Consider the following 18,401-nt stretch of genomic DNA (forward strand, 5'->3'; position numbering starts at 1 on the left):
CGGGCTACCGTGAGCGGCAGTGTTTCTCCGGTTCTGGTTCCGGTGGGTGTCGCGCGCCAGGCCGAATCGAGTCAGCAGGGAGGGCGGGCGGCGATGGTGAACCGGCTGTCGGCGACGGACGCGGCCTTCTACCGGCTGGAGAACACCACCACGCCGATGTACGTGCAATCGCTGTTCATCCTGCGCCGGCCGCGCGGCGGATTGAGCTACGAGCAGCTGCTGGCCACCGTCGAGCAACGGCTGCCGCAGATCCCGTATTACCGGCAGAAGATCCGCGAAGTCACGATGAGCCTGGCCCGGCCGGTGTGGGTCGACGACCACGAGTTCGACATCACCTATCACGTACGCCATCTGGCGGTGCCCTCGCCGGGCAGCGACCGCCAGCTGCACGAGCTGATCGCCCATCTCGGGCAGCAGCCGCTGGATCGCCACCGGCCGCTGTGGGAGCTGTACCTGATCGAGGGGCTGGCCGACAACCGGATCGCGGTCTACATCAAGTCGCATCAGGCGCTGGTCAACGGAATGGCGGCGCCGGCGCTCGGGCATGTCCTGGTGGACCGGACGCAGCGCCCGCCGCCGTTCGACGAGGACATCTGGGTTCCGCGGCGCGAGCCCGGCGCCGTCGAACTGGTGCTGGGGGCGGTCGGGGACTGGGTGGCGGCACCTCGAGCCCAGCTGCAAGCGGTCGGATCGACGTTCAGCGACCCGCTGACCTGGGTGGGGCGCAAGGCATTCGACACCGCCCGGGCGCTGGTGCGCGGCACCGCGCCGCACACCCCGCTCAACACCCAGGTGTCGCAGAACCGCCTCTTCACGGTGGCGCACGGGGCGCTGGAGGACTACCGCACGGTACGCGCCCGCTACGGCTGCGCGATCAATGACGTCGTGCTCGCCGTGATCACCGGGGCACTGCGCAACTGGCTGCTGTCCCGCGGCGAGCCGGTGTCCTCGACGCGGACGGTGCGGGCGATGGCGCCGCTGTCGGTGTATCCCGACCATGAGTACGACACCGCCGGTCAGCCAATCGGTGCGGTCACCCCGTTCCTGGTGGATCTGCCGGTCGGAGAACCCAATCCGGTGGTGCGACTGTCCCAGATCGCCTACGCCACCGAGTCGCACCCAACGCCGACCGGCCTGGTGGACGCCCGCACCATTCTGACGGTGTCGGGCTTCGCGCCGCCGACGCTGCATGCGATGGGCGTTCGGGTCGCCACCGCGTTCGCCGGGTTCTCCGGGCGGGTGTTCAACCTGTTGATCACCAATGCGCCCGGCGCGCAGCGGCAGCTGTACGTCTGCGGCGCCAAACTGCTCGAGACCTACAGCGTGCCCCCGCTGCTGCCCAACAAGGCGTTCACTATCGGGGTCACGTCCTACAACGGCACGCTGTACTACGGGGTCAACGCCGACCGCAAGTCGATGAGCGACGTCGGCCTGGTCTCGGCACTGTTGGACGAGGCGCTGGCCGAACTGCTGGAGGCGGCCACATGAGCGGTGCGCAGGCCCGGATCGCCGACGATGTGTACCAGGCCGAATTGCTGCGTTTGCAAACCGAATTCGTGAAACTCCAAGAATGGGTGCGGCGCTCCGGCGCCCGAGTCGTGGTGATCTTCGAAGGCCGCGACGCGGCCGGCAAAGGCGGTGTCATCAAGCGGATCACCGAGAGCCTCAACCCGCGTGTGGTCCACGTGGCGGCCCTGCCGGCGCCCACCGAACGTGAACGCGGGCAGTGGTACTTCCAGCGTTATGTCGCCGCGCTGCCGGCCCGCGGCGAGATCACCCTCTTCGACCGGTCCTGGTACAACCGCGCCGGCGTGGAGAAGGTGATGGGGTTCTGCACGGCCGACGAGCATGCGCGCTTCCTCGAGCAGGCACCGGTGTTCGAGCAACTGCTGATCGACGACGGGATCCTGTTGCGCAAGTACTGGTTCTCGGTCTCCCAGGAGGAACAGCTGCGCCGGTTTCGCAACCGGCGCAACGATCGGCTGAAGCAGTGGAAGCTGTCGCCGATGGACCTCGAGTCGGTGAATCGCTGGGATGACTACTCGCGGGCCCGTGACGAGATGATGGCGCACACCGATGTCCCGGCAAGCCCCTGGTATGTCGTCGAGTCCGAGATCAAGAAGCACGCGCGGCTGAACATGATGGCGCACCTGCTGTCGACGATTCCCTACCGCGAGGTGGCGCTGCCACAGGTGGAACTGCCGGACCGGCCCGCGGCGGGCGATGGTTACCAGCGCCCCGACCGGGGAAACTACCGCTACGTCGAGGACTACGCGGCGACGCTGGCGGGCGAGGCATGACCGGCCCGGCCGGGCCGCTGTGTTTGATGGCGGCGACCCGCTTCGCCCGGCTTCGCCGCGCTCGCGATCACCGCTAAGGTCTGGGCTCATGCGCGTGTACATCCCGGCGACGCTGGCCATGCTGGCCCAACTGGTCGCCGACGGATCACTGCAGGCGGTCAGCGGGACCGCGTTCGCCGTGACCCCGGCGCTGCGGGAGTCCTACGCCCACGGCGACGACGAGGAACTGGCCGAGGTGGCACTCGCCGAGGCAGCGCTGGCCTCGCTGCGGCTGCTCGGTGCCGCCGGCACAGGCCCGGACGGCGATACGCTGCCCACCCGCCGGGCGGTGCTGGTCGCCGAGGTCGACGGCGCAGCCGCGCGGCCTGATCTCGATGCCGCCGTGGTGCGGCTGGCCGGGCGGGTTGAGATCGGCGACGTCGTCGCGGCTTACGTGGACAACGCGGCCGCCGAACCGGCGGTGCGCGCGGCGGTGGCCGCGATCGATGACGCCGACCTCGGCGACGAGGACGCCGAGCTGACCGTCGGCGACGCCCAGGACCACGACCTGGCCTGGTACGCCACCCAGGAGCTGCCGTTCCTGCTTGACCTGCTCTGATGTCGGCCGGGCGAAGCTACGCTACCGTAGGTTCATCGTGAGCAAGAAACATTCCGCGGTCACCGCGAACATCGGCGACACCAAACGGCCGACCGTCGCCGGCGCCGACCGCCATCCGGGTTGGAACGCGTTGCGCCGCATCGCCACACGCATCACCACCCCGCTGCTGCCGGACGACTACCTGCGACTGGCCAACCCGTTGTGGTCGGCCCGTGAGCTGCGCGGGCGGGTGCTTGAGGTGCGGCGTGAGACCGCCGATTCGGCGACGCTGGTCATCAAACCGGGCTGGGGTTTTCACTTCGACTACACCGCCGGTCAGTACATCGGCATCGGCCTGCTGGTCGACGGCCGCTGGCGCTGGCGGTCCTACTCGCTGACCTCCAGCCCCGTGACCGAGGCACGCACCATTGCGATCACCGTCAAGGCGATGCCCGAGGGATTCCTGTCCAGCCACCTGGTAGACGGGGTCGCCCCGGGCACCGTGGTCCGGCTGGCCGCCCCCCAGGGTGAGTTCGTGCTGCCGGATCCGCCGCCGGCCACGGTGCTGTTCTTGACCGCCGGGTCCGGCATCACCCCGGTGATGTCGATGCTGCGGACCCTGGCCCGCCGGGACGGCATCACCGACGTGGTGCACCTGCACTCGGCGCCCACCGCCGACGACGTGCTGTTCGCCGAGGAGTTGGCGGCCCTGGCGCGTGAGTTTCCCGGCTACCGGCTGCTGTTGCGGGCCACCCGCACCGAAGGCCGGCTGGACCTGTCGGGCCCGGGCTCGCTGGACGCCGAGGTGCCCGACTGGCGCGGCCGACAGGCCTGGGCGTGCGGGCCGGCGCCGCTGCTGGGTGACGCCGAGCGCATCTGGGCGGCCGCCGGGATCGCCGACCGGCTGCACATCGAGCGATTCACCCTCGCGCGTACCGCGGTGGCCGACGGTGGCGGTACGGTCACCTTCGCCGCCAGCGGCAAGAGCGTCGTGACGGATGCGGCGACGACGCTGCTCGAGGCCGGTGAGAGCGTCGGGGTGCAGATGCCGTTCGGCTGCCGGATGGGTATCTGCCAGTCCTGTGTGGTGGAGTTGACGGCCGGCCAGGTCCGCGATCTGCGCACCGGCGCCGATCATGAGCCGGGCACCCGCGTCCAGACGTGCATCTCGACGGCCGCCGGCGACTGCGAACTGGACGTCTGAGGGTTACCCGTTGGTAACCTACGCCAACGTAGGTTACGATATCGTAGGTCAAGGTTTTTGGTATCCATGCCCGAAAGGCGGTTCGATGGCGGTAACCGACGTCGAGGTGTTCGCGCACCTCAGCGACGCCGATGTGGAGAATCTCGCCGCTGAGCTCGACGAGATCCGCCGCGACATCGAGGCATCCCGCGGTGAGCGCGACGCTCGCTATATCCGTCGCACCATCGCCGCGCAGCGGGTGCTCGAGGTGACCGGCCGGCTGATGCTGGCCGCCGGCTCTCGCCGCTCGGTCCGCTGGGCCGGCACCGCGACGCTGGGGGTCGCCAAGATCATCGAGAACATGGAGATCGGCCACAACGTCATGCACGGTCAGTGGGACTGGATGAACGACCCCGAGATCCACTCCAGCGGCTGGGAGTGGGACATGGCCGGGTCGTCCAAGCACTGGCGCTTCACCCACAACTTCCAGCATCACAAGTACACCAACATCCTCGGGATGGACGACGACGTGGGCTACGGCCTGTTGCGGGTCACCCGCGACGCGCCCTGGAAGCGCTTCAACCTGTTCAACCTGTTCTACAACACCATGCTGGCGATCGGGTTCGAGTGGGGAGTCGCCCTGCAGCACTTGGAGATCGGCAAGATCTTCATGGGTCGTGCGGATCGTGCGGCGACGCTGGTGCGGCTGCGGGAGTTCGCCGGCAAAGCCGGTCGGCAGTTGTTCAAGGACTACATCGCGTTCCCGGCGCTGACCGCGCTGTCGCCCGGCGCGACGTTCGGCTCGACATGCAAGGCCAACGCGATCGCCAATGTGATCCGCAACGTGTGGTCCAACGCGATCATCTTCTGCGGCCACTTCCCGGACGGTGCCGAGAAATTCACCAAGACCGACATGGTCGGCGAGACGCGCGGCCATTGGTATCTGCGGCAGCTGTTGGGCAGTGCCAACATCGACGCCGGGCAGCCGATGCGGTTCTTCAGCGGCAGTCTGTCCCATCAGATCGAACACCACCTGTACCCGGACCTGCCCAGCAACCGCTACCCCGAGATCGCGGTGCGGGTGCGCGAGATCTGCGAGCGCTACGACCTGCCCTACACCTCAGGGCCCTTCCTGGTGCAGTACGGCAAGACCTGGCGCACCATCGCCAAACTGTCGCTGCCGGACCGATTCCTGCGTGACACCGCCGATGACGCCCCGGAGACCCGCAGCGAGCGGATGTTCGCCGAGCTGGGCCCGGCGTCGACCGGAGCCGACCCGGTGACCGGCCGGCGTCGCGGACTCAAGACCGCGATCTCGACCGTGCGGGGCTGGCGGCGCGACAAGCCGGCCCGCCTGGCCGCCTGATCTTCGTTGTGGCGCGCTAACCCTCGCGGAGTGTGGACAGCAGGTGCCGCGCCGCGGCGACGCGCCGTGCCGCGGGCCCGCTCAGCGAGTCCAGGGCGCATTCAGGGTCGGCCGGCGGCCCCAGATGTCCACAGCCGCGCGGGCATTCGGTGATCGCATCGGCGAGATCGGAGAACGCCATCAGCACATCGTCGGGCGCGATATGGGCCAGCCCGAACGATCGGATGCCCGGGGTGTCGATCACCCAGCCGGATCCGGCCAACCGCAGCGCCACCGACTGGGTGGAGGTGTGCCGGCCCCGGCCGATGTCGGTGACCAGCCCGACCGCTCGGCCGGCCTGCGGGACAAGGCGATTCACCAGCGTCGATTTACCCACCCCGGAGTGGCCCAGCAACACCGTGATGTGGGACTGCAGTAGCGGCGCCACGGCGTCCAGCGGATCGTCGCGCCCTGCGGTGACCACCGTGAGATCCAGGTCGGCGAACTGGCCGGCGAACGGCCCCGGATCGGCCAGGTCCGTCTTGGTCAGGCACAGAATCGGCACCAGTCCACCGGCGTAGGCGGCGATCAGCGTCCGCTCGACCAGCCCGGTGCGTGGCGGCGGGTCGGCCAGGGCCACCACGATCAGCAGCTGGTCGGCGTTGGCGACCACCACCCGCTCGGTCGGATCGGTGTCATCAGCGGTGCGGCGCAACACTGTTCGGCGGGGACCGCGCCGGACGATGCGGGCCAGCGTGTCGGGCCGGCCGGACAGGTCGCCGACGACGTCGACGTCATCGCCGACAACGATCGGGGTGCGGCCCAGTTCCCGGGCGCGCATCGCGGTGATCTGTCGATCCGGCTCGCCGTCCAGCACACACCCCCAGCGGCCGCGGTCGACGCTGACCACCATGGCCGAACGGGCGTCGGCGTGTTCGGGGCGGATCTTGGTGCGCGGCCGGGAGCCGCGGCCGGAGCGGACCTTGACGTCGGACTCGTCGTAGTCGCCGGGCTTCAAGCGCTCGAACCCGAATCGGCCAGCATCTCCGCCCACATCCGGGGGAACGCGGGCAGGGTCTTGCCGGTGGTCTCGATGTCCTCCACGTCGACGTCGGGGACCCGCAGGCCGATGATCGCCCCTGCGGTGGCCATCCGGTGATCGGCATAGGAGCACCAGGTTCCGCCGTGCAGCGGCGCCGCGGTGATGACCAGGCCGTCGGGAGTCTCAACGGCGTCACCGCCCAGCCGGTTGATCTCGGTGGTCAACGCCGCCAGCCGGTCGGTCTCGTGGCCACGCAGGTGCGCGATACCGCTCAACCGAGACACCGATCCCGGCTCCGCCAGCGCGGCCAGCACGGCGACGGTCGGCGTGAGCTCGCCGACCGTTCGCAGGTCGACGTCGAACCCGCCGTAGCTGGGCGGCCCCTGTACCTGTAGCTGCGAATCGCTGTGGCGCACCGTCGCGCCCGTCCTGCCGATGATGTCGATGATGGTGTCGGACGGCTGGACGCCGAGGGCCGGCCAGTCGGCGATGCGCACCTCACCGCCGGTGACCACGGCCGCGGCCATGAACGGGGTGGCGTTGGACAGGTCCGGCTCGATCTCCCAGTGCCGGGCCTGAAGGGTGGCCGGCGACACCCGCCAGCGGTTGGCGGTGGTGTCGTCGACGTCGATCCCGGCCTGGCGCAGCATCGTGACCGTCATCGCGATGTGCGGCGCCGACGGTAGCGACGCGCCGGTGTGCACCACGGTCAGCCCGTCGTCGAACGCCGCCGCGGCCAGCAGCAGGCCCGAAACGAATTGTGAGGACGCCGAGGCGTCGATCGCCACGGTGCCGCCGGTGACCGACCCGGTGCCCTTGATCGTGAACGGCAGGGTGTCACCGTCGACCGCGATGCCCAGGCCGCGCATCGCATCCAGCAGCGGAGCGATGGGCCGGGCCCGGGCCTGCTCGTCGCCGTCGAAGGTCACCGTGGCGGTGCCCAGCGCGGCCAGCGGCGGGACGAACCGCAGTACGGTGCCGGCCAGGCCGCAGTTCAACCAGGTGTCCGGCTCGGGGTCGATCTCGCCGCTGACGGTCACCTGGTGGGCCACCGCCTCGACGCGCAGGCCCAGCGCACGCAGCGCGTCGAGCATCAGGTCGGTGTCGCGGCTGCGCAGCGCCCCGGAGAGGGTAGAGACCCCGCCACCGCGCGCGGCCGCCAGCGCCGCCAGCACCAGCGCCCGGTTGGTCTGGGACTTCGAGCCCGGCACGGTGACCGTGGCGTCGACAGGGGTGGTGGTGGTCGGTGCCGGCCAAGTCGTCACGGCTTCATCCTGCCAGCGTTTTGCTCCGACGCTGGTATCCGGCGGTTCAGCGAGGCTCGACGGAGGAGGGGCGAAGCTGGGAGCGCCGCATCAACACCGCGGTTCAGCGAGGCTCGACGGAGGAGGGGCGAAGCTGGGAGCGCCGCATCAACACCGCGGTTCAGCGAGGCTCGACGGAGGAGGGGCGAAGCTGGGAGCGCCGCATCAACACAGCGGTTCAGCGAGGCTCGACGGAGGAGGGGCGAAGCTGGGAGCGCCGCATCAACACAGCGGTTCAGCGAGGCTCGACGGAGGAGAGGCGAAGCTGGGAGCGCCGCATGAACCCGGCGTACGGGGTGTGCTGGACGCGTTCTTTGCCGATTGGCCGCTTTGCCGCACCCGGCCGTTCACCCGGGATCGTTACCATCGCGGCATGGCTCTGGCAGCGGGCTCTATTTTTGCTGAGTACACCATCCTCAAACTGTTGGGTGCCGGCGGGATGGGCAAGGTGTACCTCGCGCAGCATCCCCGGCTCCCGCGCCGTGATGCGCTGAAGGTTCTTCGCCGGTCGCTGAGCGCCGACGACGAGTACGAGGAGCGCTTCCGGCGGGAAGCCGAAGCCGCCGCGGTGTTGGACCACCCGAACATCGTGCGGGTGCACGATCGTGGCGAGTACCGGGGACGGTTGTGGATCGCCATGGAGTACGTCGACGGCGAGAGCCTCGCCGAGCTGATCACCCGCAGGTTTCCGGCCGGTATGCCCCCGGAAGCCGTGGTCCCGATCGTCGCGACCATCGCCGACGCGCTCGATTACGCCCACCGGCAAGGCGTGGTGCACCGCGACGTCAAGCCCAGCAACATCCTGGTGACCGAGTCCGAAGCCGGCGAGCTGACGGCCGTGCTGGCCGACTTCGGCATCGCCCGGCAACTGAGCGGGCCCACCGGGCTGACCGCGAGCAACCTGGCGATCGGCACCATCGCCTATGCCGCGCCGGAGCAACTGATGGGCGCCGAGGCGCTGCAATACGCCGACCAGTACGCGCTGGCCGCCACCACCTTCCAGATGCTCACCGGTACGCCGCCGTTCCAGCACGACAACCCGGTGACCGTCATCAGCCACCATCTGAACACGCCGCCACCGCCGCTGAGCGCGCAGCGTCCCGAGCTGGAAGAACTCGACGACGTGCTGGCCGCGGCGTTGGCCAAAGACCCCGCCGAGCGGTTCCGGAACTGTTCGGACTTCGTCGCGGCGCTCGCCGAGCGGCTGGGCGATCCGGATGCCGAGGATGCACCCGACGCCGCGAGCACCGTCGTTCGGGGTGTTCCGCGAGCGGTGCCGGACCCGGCGCCGCGGAGCCGGTTGGCGACACTGGCCCGGCCGGCCCTCGTCGTGCCGCTGGCGCTGGTGCTGGTCGGCTCGGTGGCGACCGTCGTCCCGCGCATGTTGGCCGACGAGCAGGTGGAGACGGCCGCCGCCGGTGGCGAGCCGGCGGCCGCGGTGGTGCCGCCGGTCAAGGCGCCGGCGTTCGACGGGACCTACCGGGTGGACGCCAACCGGGCGGGGGAGAAGTACAACGGTGTCCCCAACCCGCACCCGCCCAACGTGAGCACCTGGTGGGCGATCCGGACGTCATGCGACGAGAAGGCCTGCACCGCCTCGGCGAGGATGCTCGACCAGAAGGATCACCGGAAAGCGGCGACGCTGCCCGACGGCGGCACCCAGATGGTGCTCGAATACGCCAACGAGACCTGGCGGTCCGAGCCGCAGCAGCTGGAGGGGCCGTGCATGGCGCCCGACGGGCGGCTGGGCACCCACACCACCACGCAGGTGCTGACGCTGTCGCCGACCATCCCGGGCGTGCTGCACGGCGCGATGGTAGCCACCGTCGACACCAACGAGTGTTCCCAGCGCGGCGCCCAGATCTGGGTTCCGGTGGTCGCCAGTCGCTTCGGCGATGCGCCGGCGGAGGTCGTCGGAGCCGTGGACCCCGTCGAACCCGTCAAACCCGCCAAACCGGCCTGAGTTTCCCGCTGCCGTCAAGGCCTGCCGCCGCGTGCGGTGCGCGGCGCGGTTGATCAGGCAGCGATCGGTTAGCCGGCGCTGGGCGGGCGGTTCATGACGCGGTGGCGGTAGCCGTAGCGGGGAACGAAGCGAAAACCGGTGGGCCCGCCACCGCCACCGGCGCCGGCTGCGGCCGCGGGCAGCGCCGCCAGGCCGGCCATACTGCCCATACCGGCGCCGCGGGGCATCGCTCCGGCCTCCGAGGCCGCGGCGCCACTGGAAGCGGCCATCCGGGACACCAGCGTCGCCGCGGCCTGATTGGCCCCACTCGGTGCGACGGGCCAACTCTGCGGCACCGACAACCCGCCGAGCTGGATACCCCGGCCCACCGCGGCGGACGGTGCCGCGGGAGTGAAACCCGACGTGCGGGTAGCGGCGGAGCCGGCGCTCTTGGCCGCTTCCTCAGCGGCCTTCGCCGAGTCCGCCAGGAAAGTGCGCACACCGGCGGGGCCGGAGCCCGCGTGCTGCCAGCCTTTGAAAACTTCACCGGCCGGATGCATGTACCGCGTCGGCAGCAGCGGGTTGCCCCGCATGCTGTCGAGCGGCTTCATCGCATCGACGAACCTCTGCAGGAACGCGGTCAGCGGCGACACCGGTTCTCCGGGCGGCGCGGTGCCCGGGGGCACCGGGGTGCCCGGCGTGGTGGGCGTCCCGCTGGCGGTGCCGGCCTGGGCGAGCGACTGGTTCAGCGCCTGCGTCGCCGCCGAGTTCCCGGCCGCATTGCTGGTCGCGGCGGCCTGTTCGGCGGGCCCGGCCGGATTGGTGATCTGCGGCGGCGAGGTGAACTCCGACAGTTGCGTGGCGGCCGCGGAACCACCGGCGTAGGCGTACATCGCCGCGGCGTCCTGCGCCCACATCGCCGCGTACTGGGCTTCGGTGGCCGCAATCGCCGGGGTGTTCTGACCGAAGAAGTTGGTGGCGACCAACGTCATCAGCTGGACCCGGTTGGCCAGCACCGCCGGCGGCGGCACGGTCATGGCGAACGCGGCTTCGTAGGCGGCCGCCGCGGCCTTGGCCTGCAGGGCCGCCTGCTCGGCTTGCGCGGCGGTGGTCTGGAACCAGGTGGTGTAGGGCAGTGCGGCAGCCGCCATGGCGGTGGCCGACGGTCCACGCCACGGACCACTGGTCAGGTCGGTGATGGTCATGTGCACCGCAGCAGCGGTGATGCTCAACTCTTGGGCCAGGACGTCCCAGGCCCCCGCGGCTGCCAACAGTGGACCGGAGCCGGCTCCCACGTACATGCGTGCGGAATTGACCTCCGGCGGCAGCGCCCCGTAGTCGATCACTTGGGCTTCCTCGGTCTATCCGCCGAACGGACGACGTGGCATGACTGTCAACGGGCTTCCGTAGCGCGGCGCGCCGAACCCCTTGAAGCCGGCCCCGGCCGCACCCGCGGCACCCGCCGGCATGCCGGCCATCCCCATCGGGGGCGCCATCGGGGTGTTGCCGAGGATTCCGCTGCCGGCCGCACCGCCGATCGGCTGCCACGTGCCGCCCGACACCGGCCCCAGGGCGCCGCTCAACGGCGCCGACGGAACAGTCCAGCTCGGCGGCACCGACAAGCCACCGAGTGAGCTGGCCGCACCCGAGGCGGCGCTGGCGGCACCCGAGGCGGCTCCGGAGGCGGCGTTGGCGGCACCTGAGGCGGCCCCGGAGGCCGCGCCGGCGGCTCCGGAGGCGGCTCCGGAAGCGGCCTTGGCAGCGTCCTTCGCCCCATCGGCGAACATCTTCTGCAGGCCGGTCAGACCGCTCATACCACGCCAGACCGCACAGAGGTTGTTCGAGTGCATGGTGATCTGGCCGGTGGCCATGCTTATGGCCTCGTCGCCCAGCTTGAAGTTCGGGTCTTCGAGGATGTCCCCTGCGGGGCTGCCCGTGCTCTCGGCCGACATCGGGCGGAACAGGTTCTGCAAGGCGCTGGATGCCCTCGCCGCCTGCCCCGTTGCCGCGTTCCCTGTGGCCGCCTCGCCGCCCGGGTTGGTCGGGTTCGGCGGCGGGGCGAACTCGTTGAGCTGGGTGGCCGTGCTGGACTGGGCCTGGTAGCCGTACATCGCCATGGTGTCCTGCGCCCACATCTCGCCGTGCTCGGCCTCGGTGGCCGCGATCGACGGGGTGTTCTGCCCGAGGATGTTGGTGTTGACCAATTCCTGCAGCATCTCGCGGTTCGCGTAGACGGCCACCGGCGGCACCGTCTGAGCATGTGCCGTCTCGTACGCGGCCGCGGCGGCGCGGCCCTGGGTGGCGGCCTGCTCGGCCTGCGCGGCGGTGAGCTCCATCCAGTTCACGTAGGGCGTGACCGCGGTGACCATCGTCGCCGACGCCGGCCCCAGCCATTCCTCCGAGGTCAGCTGACCGATCACTGCCCGGTACTGGGCGGCAATGGATTTCAGCTCCGCGGCCAGCGAGCTCCAGGCCGAGGACGCCGCCACCATGGGCCCGGAGCCGGGCCCGGCGTAGATCAGTGTGGAGGTGACCTCCGGCGGTGAAGACAAATAGTCCATTGTCGTCGCCTAACCGGCCGCGGCCGCGTTGGCAGCCTCGGTGGCGGCGTACGCGTTTGCGCCGTTGCTCAGTGCGTTGACGAACATCTCGTGCACCGCCACGGCCTGGGCGCTCACCGCCTGGTAGGACTGGCCGTGATTGGCGAACTGGACTGCCGTCAGCGCGGAAACCTCGTCAGCGGCGGCCGGCACCACACCGGTGGTGGGGCTGGCGGCCGCGGCGCTGTGGGCGGCCAGCGACGAACCGATGACGCGCAGGTTGGCGACCGCAGCCAGTAGTGCCTCGGGCTGCGTGGTGACGAACGACATGAACGCTCCTCATCGAAGTCCATGATCTGCGATCGCAAAGTTTGCGAGGCGCAGGCGCGGTTGTGCGCAGCTCCGACGCTAAGCGATCTGACCCCCGAGACACAGTCGGGAGGCGGGCTTTTCGGAGACTGTCAACAGTTGTTCATCGACCGTTCGGAACGGCACCCGATTCATTCACCGAGCGGCCCGCCGATGTTGCTTTGGCGTCACTCTTCGTTCACCTAGTGCGGCAGGGCGCCGGCCACCAATTTCAGGGTGGTTTCGCGACCCGGCGAGGCGGCGGGATCGGTTCCCTGCCGGGCCGAGGCGACCGGGTTGAGCATCAGTTCGTCCACGCCGAACCGCTCGGCGAGCGCACGCAGCTGCGCCAGCGCTTCCGCGGGCGTTCCCACCACCGCGCGCCCCAGTTCGGCTTGGGCGATACGGTGCTGCTCCGGGGTGAGCGTGGCCTGCTGGGCCTCTTCGACGAGCTCCACGGGACCGGGCAGCTGCCCGGTGGCGGTCCGGGCATGCAGATGCAGGTACGGAAGTATCAAAGCCGTTGCCTCCTGGTGTGTTTCGGCGACAACGGTGTTGACGGTCAGGAATGCGGTCGGCTCGGTGGTCAGCTCGCTCGGCACGAACTCCGACCGGTAGCACGCCAGTGCCTCGTCGGTCTGCTCGCCGAACAGGTGGTGGCCGAACACATAGGGCAGCCCCTTGGCCGCGGCGACCCGGGCCGATTGCACCGAGGAACCCAGCACGAAGACCCGCGGCCGCGTCAGTGCATGCGGCGTCGACTTGAGCACATAGTCGCGATCGGGCAGTCGCACCGACACCCCGGCGGGCCCCAGCAGGGCGATCACGTCATCGAGGTGATCGGGGAACTGATCGACGGCGCGGTCGTCGCGGCCGCCGCGCAACACCGTCGAGGTAACCGGGTCGGCACCGGGGGCACGTCCGATGCCCAGGTCGATGCGGCCGGGGTAGGCGGCCTCCAGCAGCGCGAACTGTTCGGCCACCGCCAGTGGCGCATGATTGGGCAACATCACCCCGCCCGCGCCCACGCGCAGCCGGGAGGTCGCGGTCGCGAGCATCGCGACCAGCACCGCCGGGTTGGTCGCCGCGACCGAGGGGAGGTTGTGGTGCTCGGCGACCCAGTACCGGACGTAGTCCAGACCGTCGACCAGCTTCGCGAGCCGCAGGGTCGCCGCCAGGGCGTCAGGACTGGACTGGTCGGTGCGTACCGGGGCTAGGTCGAGGACGGAGAGACGCACATCGCGATCTTGCCATTCCCCGGTCGGGTATCGACGCCGGTAACCCGGCGTTCCGATTTCGTTAACTTCGGTCACGCACAGTGGGCCGATGAGCAGCGACGCCGAGTTCGCCGGTGCTGTGCCTTCCGGGCCCCCGGAGCCCTGGGACATCGGCCGGCCGCAGCCGGTGGTGCAGCAGCTGGTGGCTTACGGCGCGTTGCGCGGTGAGGTGCTCGATCCCGGCACCGGCCCGGGGCATCACGCGATCCACTATGCCTCGCAGGGCTATCCCACGACCGGGATCGACGTGGCACCGGCCGCGATCGCGGTGGCGCAACGCAACGCCGCGAAAGCCGGTGTGACGGTGAACTTCCAGGTGGCCGACGCGGTCGAGCTCGCCGGGTTCGACGGCCGGTTCGACACCGTCGTCGACAGCGCGTTCTACCACGTGTTCCAGGACGACGAGGAGACCCAGCTGCGGTATGCCCGAAGTCTGCACCGGGCCACCAAACCACAAGCGCGGCTGTACATGTTCGAGGCCGGACGCCACAACGTCAACGGCTGGCAACTGGACGGGCTGTCGCCCGAGCGTTTCGGGCCGTTGCTCGCCGAGGCCGGGTGGCGGATCGACCACATCGGGCCCACCACCTATCAGGGCACCTTCGACCCCAACTCCTTCACCGAGATGATCACGGTGATGGAGGCGCTTGGCCGGGAGGATCTGCTCGACGGCGTTCGCGCGCTGGCCGAGCGGTTCGCCTACCTGCAACCGCTGCTCGAGGACAACGTGGTGCACATGCCGTTCTGGGCCGTGACCGCCACCCGGCTCGACTAGCTGCCACCATGGAGGCATGTGCGGGCGCTTCGCGGTAACCACCGACCCGGCGCTGCTGGCCGAGCGGATCGAGGCGATCAACGAGGTTCCGGCGGACGCCGATCCGGGCCCGAACTACAACGTGGCACCGACCGACGCCGTCGCGACCGTGGTCAGCAGGCATACCGATCCCGGCGACGCCCCGACCCGCCGAGTCCGGCTGATGCGGTGGGGACTGGTGCCGCCGTGGACCAAAGCCGGCCCTGACGGCGCCCCGGCCGGCGGTGGCCCGCTGCTGATCAACGCCCGCGCCGACAAGCTCACCACCTCGCCCGCCTACCGCTCGGCTGCCGAACGCCGGCGCTGCCTGATTCCGATGGACGGCTTCTACGAGTGGCGCGCCGAAGCCCCCGGCGGGAAGAAGGCGCGCAAGACACCGTTCTACATCCACGGTGACGACGGGATGCTGTTCGCGGCCGGCCTGTGGTCGGTCTGGCGGGGCGGCCCTCGATGCGACCCGCTGCTCAGCGTCACGATCATCACCACCGGGGCGGCCGGAGAGATCGCCGGCATTCACGACCGGATGCCGCTGCTGCTGCCCGAAAAGCGTTGGGACGCTTGGCTGGATCCGGACGCACCGCTCGACACCGCGCTGCTGGACAGTTCGCCGCAGGCGCCGGGGCTGGTGTTGCGTGAGGTCTCGACGCTGGTCAACAGCGTGCGCAACAACGGACCGGAGTTGATCGCGGAAGCCGCGCCGCAGCCCGAGCAGGGCTATCTGCTGTAGCCGGACGCCGACGGCTCCGCTAGTGACCGACCAGGGCCCGCTTCTCGGCGGCGTATTCCTCATCGGTGAGCACGCCGGCGTTGCGCAGTTCGGCCAGCTCACGCAGTTCGATGTCGGCCCCCATCAGCAGGCCGAACGCCGATTCCGGTGTCAGCTCCGGCAGCTCGTTCGGCCGCTGTTCGCGCGGCCGCGGCGTGGTGGCGCCGGTAGTCGGTGTGCGCCGGCCGCCCGCGGCACCCGCGCTGGCCCGGCCCGCCAAGCCCGCCGCGGCCATCCCCACCGCGGGCACCGCGGTCTCGCCGGCGATGGCCGGGGCGGCGGAGCTACCGGCCGAGGCCAGCGAGACTCCGGCCTGCCCGATCACCGATGGCACCGCCGATGCCCAGGCCAGCGGCACCGACAGGCCGCTGATCGAGACCGCCGAGGCCATGCTGGCCGTCATCGGCAGCGCACCGGACATCGCGGCCCGAAACAGTTCTTCAGCTATCCCGGCGACGCCGAGCGGATCGATCAGGAACGTGCCGAGGGCGTCGATGCCGAACGTGCCTATCGAGTCGACGACGACCTCGAGACCGGCGTCAATGAGCTCGATCGTGTGTGCGCTGGACGCCGCCGAGGCGGTGAGTGGCCCGATGATGCCGGCCAGCGCGGTTGCACCGGTCGACGAACCGGCGGCGGTCGGCACGGTGGAACCCGGCAGGGCCGGGGCGATCCCGGCGAGAAGGCCCTCGCCCTGGCCCTCGGCGGCGGTGGCGGCGGCCTGGCCCACGGCTTTACCCAATCCGGTGGCCTGGCCCACGGCTTTACCGAATCCGGTGGCGTGACCCACGGTTTTACCGATTCCGGTGGCGTGACCCACGGTTTTGCCGATTCCGGTGGCGTGACCCACGGTTTTGCCGATTCCGGCGGCCTGGGCGGCGCCCGCGGCGGCGTTGGTGGTGGGCGGCGGTTGGCTGAACGGATCGAGCCGGGTGGCTGACGCGGCTCCGGCGGCGTAGCCGGACATGGCGGTGGCGTCCTGGGCCCACATTTCGCCGTAGTGCGCTTCGGTGGCCGCGATCGCGGCCGTGTTCTGACCCAGGAAGTTGGTCGCGACCAGGGTCATCAACAGGCTGCGGTTGGCGGCGATGACCGGCGGTGGCACCGTCATGGCGAACGCGGCCTCGTACGCGGCGGTGGCGGCCCTGGCCTGGATGGCAGTCTCCTCGGCCTGGGTCGCGGCGGTACGCATCCAGTGGGCATACGGTGCGGCGGCCGAGGCCATGGCGGCGGCGCTGGGCCCGGCCCAGCCGGACGACAGTTCGGTCAGCACCGATTCGTAGGCAAGGCCCGCGGCGTTCAATTCGGCGGCGAGGGCATCCCAGGACGATGCGGCGGCCAGCAGCGGACCGGCACCCGCGCCGGCATACATCCGGCCCGAGTTGATCTCCGGTGGCAAGAACGCGAAATCCATAGGTGTTACCGGCCGAGGAGGCGCCGCTTCTCTTGGGCGAACTCGTCTTCGGTGAGGATCCCGGCGTCGCGCAGTTCGGCCAACTCCCGCAGTTCGCCGGAGATCCGCGTGATCGGCCCGTTCAACGGCCGCGCCGGCGGTGACTCCGGCTTCCCGGCCGGGTCGCGTTGCTTGACGATCGCGCGCGGAGGCCGCTTGGCGGTTGCTTTCGTGCTCGTCGTTGCGGTCGCGGCGCCGCCGCGGCTGCGCCCCGACGCCGGCGGTGGCCCGGCCGGCCAGACCGGCGGCGGCCATCGCGGCCAGCGGCAGCGCGGCGGCCCCCGCCGCGGCGGGGACGGCTGCCTCGGCGGCGGTGGGCAGTGCGCCGCCCACCTGCTGGATCACCGTGGTTGTCGGGGCGGTGGTGGCCCAGGTCTGCGGTACCGACAGCCCGCTGAGCGTGGCGGCCTCGCCCATCTCGGCGCTGACCGGGGTCACCGCGCTGGCCAGTGCCATCTCCGGCAGTAGTTCGCTCTCGATCTCGCCGATGCCGATCAGGTCGATGCCGAAGGAACCGGCCGCGTCGACGCCGAACGTGCCGGCGGAGTCGATGACGAATGTGCCGAACAGGCTCGCCGCCAACGCCGCGTACGACGCCGCCAGACCGGGCTCCATCGCCGCCGCCGACCCGATGGAACTGAGCAGCGACGCATTCGTTCCGGCCGCTGTCGAGCCGGGGGCGGCGAGGCCCTGCAGGGCCTGGGTGACCGCGGCGGCCACGGTGTTGGCCTGGTTTCCGGCCGCGGTGGCGGTCGCCTGCCCGACCGCGCCTGCCTGGCTGGGGGCGCCGGCGGGGCTGGTGGTGGGCGGTGCCTGCGTGAAGGGGGTAAGCCGGGAGGCCGCCGCGGAGGTCGTTGCGTAGCCGTACATCGCGGTGGCGTCCTGGGCCCACATCTGGCCGTAGTGGGCTTCGGTGGCTGCGATCGCGGCGGTGTTCTGGCCCAGATAGTTGGTGGCCAGCAGGGTCATCAGCTGGGCCCGGTTGGCGGTGATCATCGGCGGCGGGACCGTCATGGCGAACGCGGATTCGTAAGCGGCGGCCGCGGTTCTGGCCTGCGACGCGGCGTGTTCGGCCTGTGCCGCGGTGGCGTGCATCCACTGCGCGTAGGGCGCCGCAGCGGCGGCCATCGCGGTGGCGCTGGGCCCGGCCCAGCCGCCGGACAGCTCATCGATCATCGAGTCATAGGCCACGCCGGCGGTGGTCAGTTCGGCGGCCAGGGCGCTCCAGGCGGTGGCGGCGGCCAGTAGCGGCCCGGCGCCGGCTCCGGTGTACATCCGGGCCGAGTTGATCTCTGGTGGAAGTGTTGCGAAATCCATTGCTAGCCAGACCCGTCAGTGATAGGCGTCATGATGCCTCCTGAATCGCCGGGGTCGCTGCGGCCGCCACGCGTACGCAGCGTTGACCGAGTAACGGCGACGCTAGATGGTGAACTTGAAGTGAACCTGAAGATGCTGCCGGTCAACGAGAACCGGCGGAGGGATGCTCCCCATCCGGGCGCTGCGGTGTTAT

The 18,401-nt window shown here is 70.4% G+C and carries 14 protein-coding genes and 3 pseudogenes; 8 read left to right on the forward strand and 9 right to left on the reverse strand.

Annotation, left to right across the window (positions count from 1 at the left end):
- The first annotated feature begins 93 nt into the window (after window positions 1-93).
- The 5 genes from G6N19_RS15380 to G6N19_RS15400 all read left to right on the forward strand — a co-directional run bounded on the left by G6N19_RS15380 (window position 94) and on the right by G6N19_RS15400 (window position 5,426).
- Entirely contained in the window at window positions 94-1,488 is a 1,395-nt protein-coding gene (locus G6N19_RS15380; protein ID WP_013829898.1) for a WS/DGAT/MGAT family O-acyltransferase, read from the forward strand.
- Entirely contained in the window at window positions 1,485-2,300 is an 816-nt protein-coding gene (gene ppk2 / locus G6N19_RS15385; protein ID WP_083035878.1) for a polyphosphate kinase 2, read from the forward strand. Before G6N19_RS15380 ends, ppk2 begins: the two co-directional genes overlap by 4 nt.
- Window positions 2,301-2,388: 88 nt before the next feature.
- A complete protein-coding gene (locus tag G6N19_RS15390; RefSeq protein WP_013829896.1) occupies window positions 2,389-2,898 on the forward strand; it encodes a DUF6912 family protein in 510 nt (169 codons plus the stop codon).
- A gap of 37 nt (window positions 2,899-2,935) precedes the next feature.
- Window positions 2,936-4,081 carry a ferredoxin reductase gene (locus tag G6N19_RS15395; protein WP_013829895.1) on the forward strand — a complete coding sequence of 382 codons (1,146 nt, stop codon included), beginning with the start codon at window positions 2,936-2,938 and terminating at the stop codon, window positions 4,079-4,081.
- A gap of 85 nt (window positions 4,082-4,166) precedes the next feature.
- Window positions 4,167-5,426: a fatty acid desaturase family protein gene (locus tag G6N19_RS15400; RefSeq protein WP_013829894.1), complete on the forward strand. Its 1,260-nt coding sequence runs from the start codon at window positions 4,167-4,169 to the stop codon at window positions 5,424-5,426.
- A gap of 16 nt (window positions 5,427-5,442) precedes the next feature.
- On the opposite strand, the gene rsgA is transcribed toward G6N19_RS15400, so the two are convergent.
- Window positions 5,443-6,423 carry a ribosome small subunit-dependent GTPase A gene (rsgA, locus tag G6N19_RS15405; protein WP_013829893.1) on the reverse strand — a complete coding sequence of 327 codons (981 nt, stop codon included), beginning with the start codon at window positions 6,421-6,423 and terminating at the stop codon, window positions 5,443-5,445.
- On the reverse strand, window positions 6,420-7,712 hold the full coding sequence (gene aroA, locus G6N19_RS15410) for a 3-phosphoshikimate 1-carboxyvinyltransferase (RefSeq protein ID WP_193465247.1): 1,293 nt from the start codon (window positions 7,710-7,712) through the stop codon (window positions 6,420-6,422). Before aroA ends, rsgA begins: the two co-directional genes overlap by 4 nt.
- 412 nt (window positions 7,713-8,124) lie before the next feature.
- Here aroA and G6N19_RS15415 point away from each other — a divergent pair, with 412 nt between their 5' ends.
- Window positions 8,125-9,714: a serine/threonine-protein kinase gene (locus G6N19_RS15415; RefSeq protein WP_193465248.1), complete on the forward strand. Its 1,590-nt coding sequence runs from the start codon at window positions 8,125-8,127 to the stop codon at window positions 9,712-9,714.
- A gap of 68 nt (window positions 9,715-9,782) precedes the next feature.
- Here G6N19_RS15415 and G6N19_RS21635 read toward each other — a convergent pair whose 3' ends face one another.
- The 4 genes from G6N19_RS21635 to G6N19_RS15435 all read right to left on the reverse strand — a co-directional run bounded on the left by G6N19_RS21635 (window position 9,783) and on the right by G6N19_RS15435 (window position 13,819).
- The gene (locus G6N19_RS21635; RefSeq protein WP_408632508.1) at window positions 9,783-11,036 is read right to left on the reverse strand and encodes a PPE family protein; all 1,254 of its coding nucleotides are present in this window, start codon (window positions 11,034-11,036) and stop codon (window positions 9,783-9,785) included.
- A gap of 18 nt (window positions 11,037-11,054) precedes the next feature.
- The gene (locus G6N19_RS15425; RefSeq protein WP_193465250.1) at window positions 11,055-12,254 is read right to left on the reverse strand and encodes a PPE family protein; all 1,200 of its coding nucleotides are present in this window, start codon (window positions 12,252-12,254) and stop codon (window positions 11,055-11,057) included.
- A gap of 9 nt (window positions 12,255-12,263) precedes the next feature.
- A complete protein-coding gene (locus G6N19_RS15430) occupies window positions 12,264-12,563 on the reverse strand; it encodes a PE family protein (protein ID WP_193465251.1) in 300 nt (99 codons plus the stop codon).
- A 221-nt stretch (window positions 12,564-12,784) separates the two neighbouring features.
- On the reverse strand, window positions 12,785-13,819 hold the full coding sequence (locus G6N19_RS15435; protein ID WP_193465252.1) for an LLM class flavin-dependent oxidoreductase: 1,035 nt from the start codon (window positions 13,817-13,819) through the stop codon (window positions 12,785-12,787).
- 88 nt (window positions 13,820-13,907) lie between these two features.
- On the opposite strand from G6N19_RS15435, the gene G6N19_RS15440 reads away from it, so the two are divergent.
- Complete coding sequence (locus G6N19_RS15440; protein ID WP_193465253.1) at window positions 13,908-14,633, forward strand: class I SAM-dependent methyltransferase; 726 nt, start codon at window positions 13,908-13,910, stop codon at window positions 14,631-14,633.
- Window positions 14,634-14,649: 16 nt separating this feature from the next.
- Window positions 14,650-15,399: an SOS response-associated peptidase gene (locus tag G6N19_RS15445; RefSeq protein ID WP_193465254.1), complete on the forward strand. Its 750-nt coding sequence runs from the start codon at window positions 14,650-14,652 to the stop codon at window positions 15,397-15,399.
- An 871-nt stretch (window positions 15,400-16,270) separates the two neighbouring features.
- Here G6N19_RS15445 and G6N19_RS21820 read toward each other — a convergent pair.
- The 3 pseudogenes from G6N19_RS21820 to G6N19_RS21880 all read right to left on the reverse strand — a co-directional run.
- A pseudogene (locus G6N19_RS21820) lies at window positions 16,271-16,852 on the reverse strand (PPE family protein); the annotation flags it as partial.
- A gap of 297 nt (window positions 16,853-17,149) precedes the next feature.
- Window positions 17,150-17,506: pseudogene (locus G6N19_RS21875) on the reverse strand (PPE family protein, SVP subgroup); the annotation flags it as partial.
- A 153-nt stretch (window positions 17,507-17,659) separates the two neighbouring features.
- A pseudogene (locus G6N19_RS21880) lies at window positions 17,660-18,208 on the reverse strand (PPE family protein); the annotation flags it as partial.
- Window positions 18,209-18,401: the final 193 nt, after the last annotated feature.

Origin of the sequence: Mycobacterium novum (genome assembly GCF_010726505.1) — a bacterium.
GTDB classification, from domain to species: Bacteria; Actinomycetota; Actinomycetes; order Mycobacteriales; family Mycobacteriaceae; genus Mycobacterium; species Mycobacterium algericum.

Bases quoted from the DNA above. Each gene is read 5' to 3' on its own strand.
- G6N19_RS15430 (WP_193465251.1), bottom strand. From the start codon at position 12,563: ATGTCGTTCGTCACCACGCAGCCCGAGGCACTACTGGCTGCGGTCGCC.
- ppk2 (WP_083035878.1), top strand. From the start codon at position 1,485: ATGAGCGGTGCGCAGGCCCGGATCGCCGACGATGTGTACCAGGCCGAA.
- G6N19_RS15380 (WP_013829898.1), top strand. From the start codon at position 94: ATGGTGAACCGGCTGTCGGCGACGGACGCGGCCTTCTACCGGCTGGAG.
- G6N19_RS15425 (WP_193465250.1), bottom strand. From the start codon at position 12,254: ATGGACTATTTGTCTTCACCGCCGGAGGTCACCTCCACACTGATCTAC.
- G6N19_RS15415 (WP_193465248.1), top strand. From the start codon at position 8,125: ATGGCTCTGGCAGCGGGCTCTATTTTTGCTGAGTACACCATCCTCAAA.
- G6N19_RS15400 (WP_013829894.1), top strand. From the start codon at position 4,167: ATGGCGGTAACCGACGTCGAGGTGTTCGCGCACCTCAGCGACGCCGAT.
- G6N19_RS15440 (WP_193465253.1), top strand. From the start codon at position 13,908: ATGAGCAGCGACGCCGAGTTCGCCGGTGCTGTGCCTTCCGGGCCCCCG.
- G6N19_RS15390 (WP_013829896.1), top strand. From the start codon at position 2,389: ATGCGCGTGTACATCCCGGCGACGCTGGCCATGCTGGCCCAACTGGTC.
- G6N19_RS15445 (WP_193465254.1), top strand. From the start codon at position 14,650: ATGTGCGGGCGCTTCGCGGTAACCACCGACCCGGCGCTGCTGGCCGAG.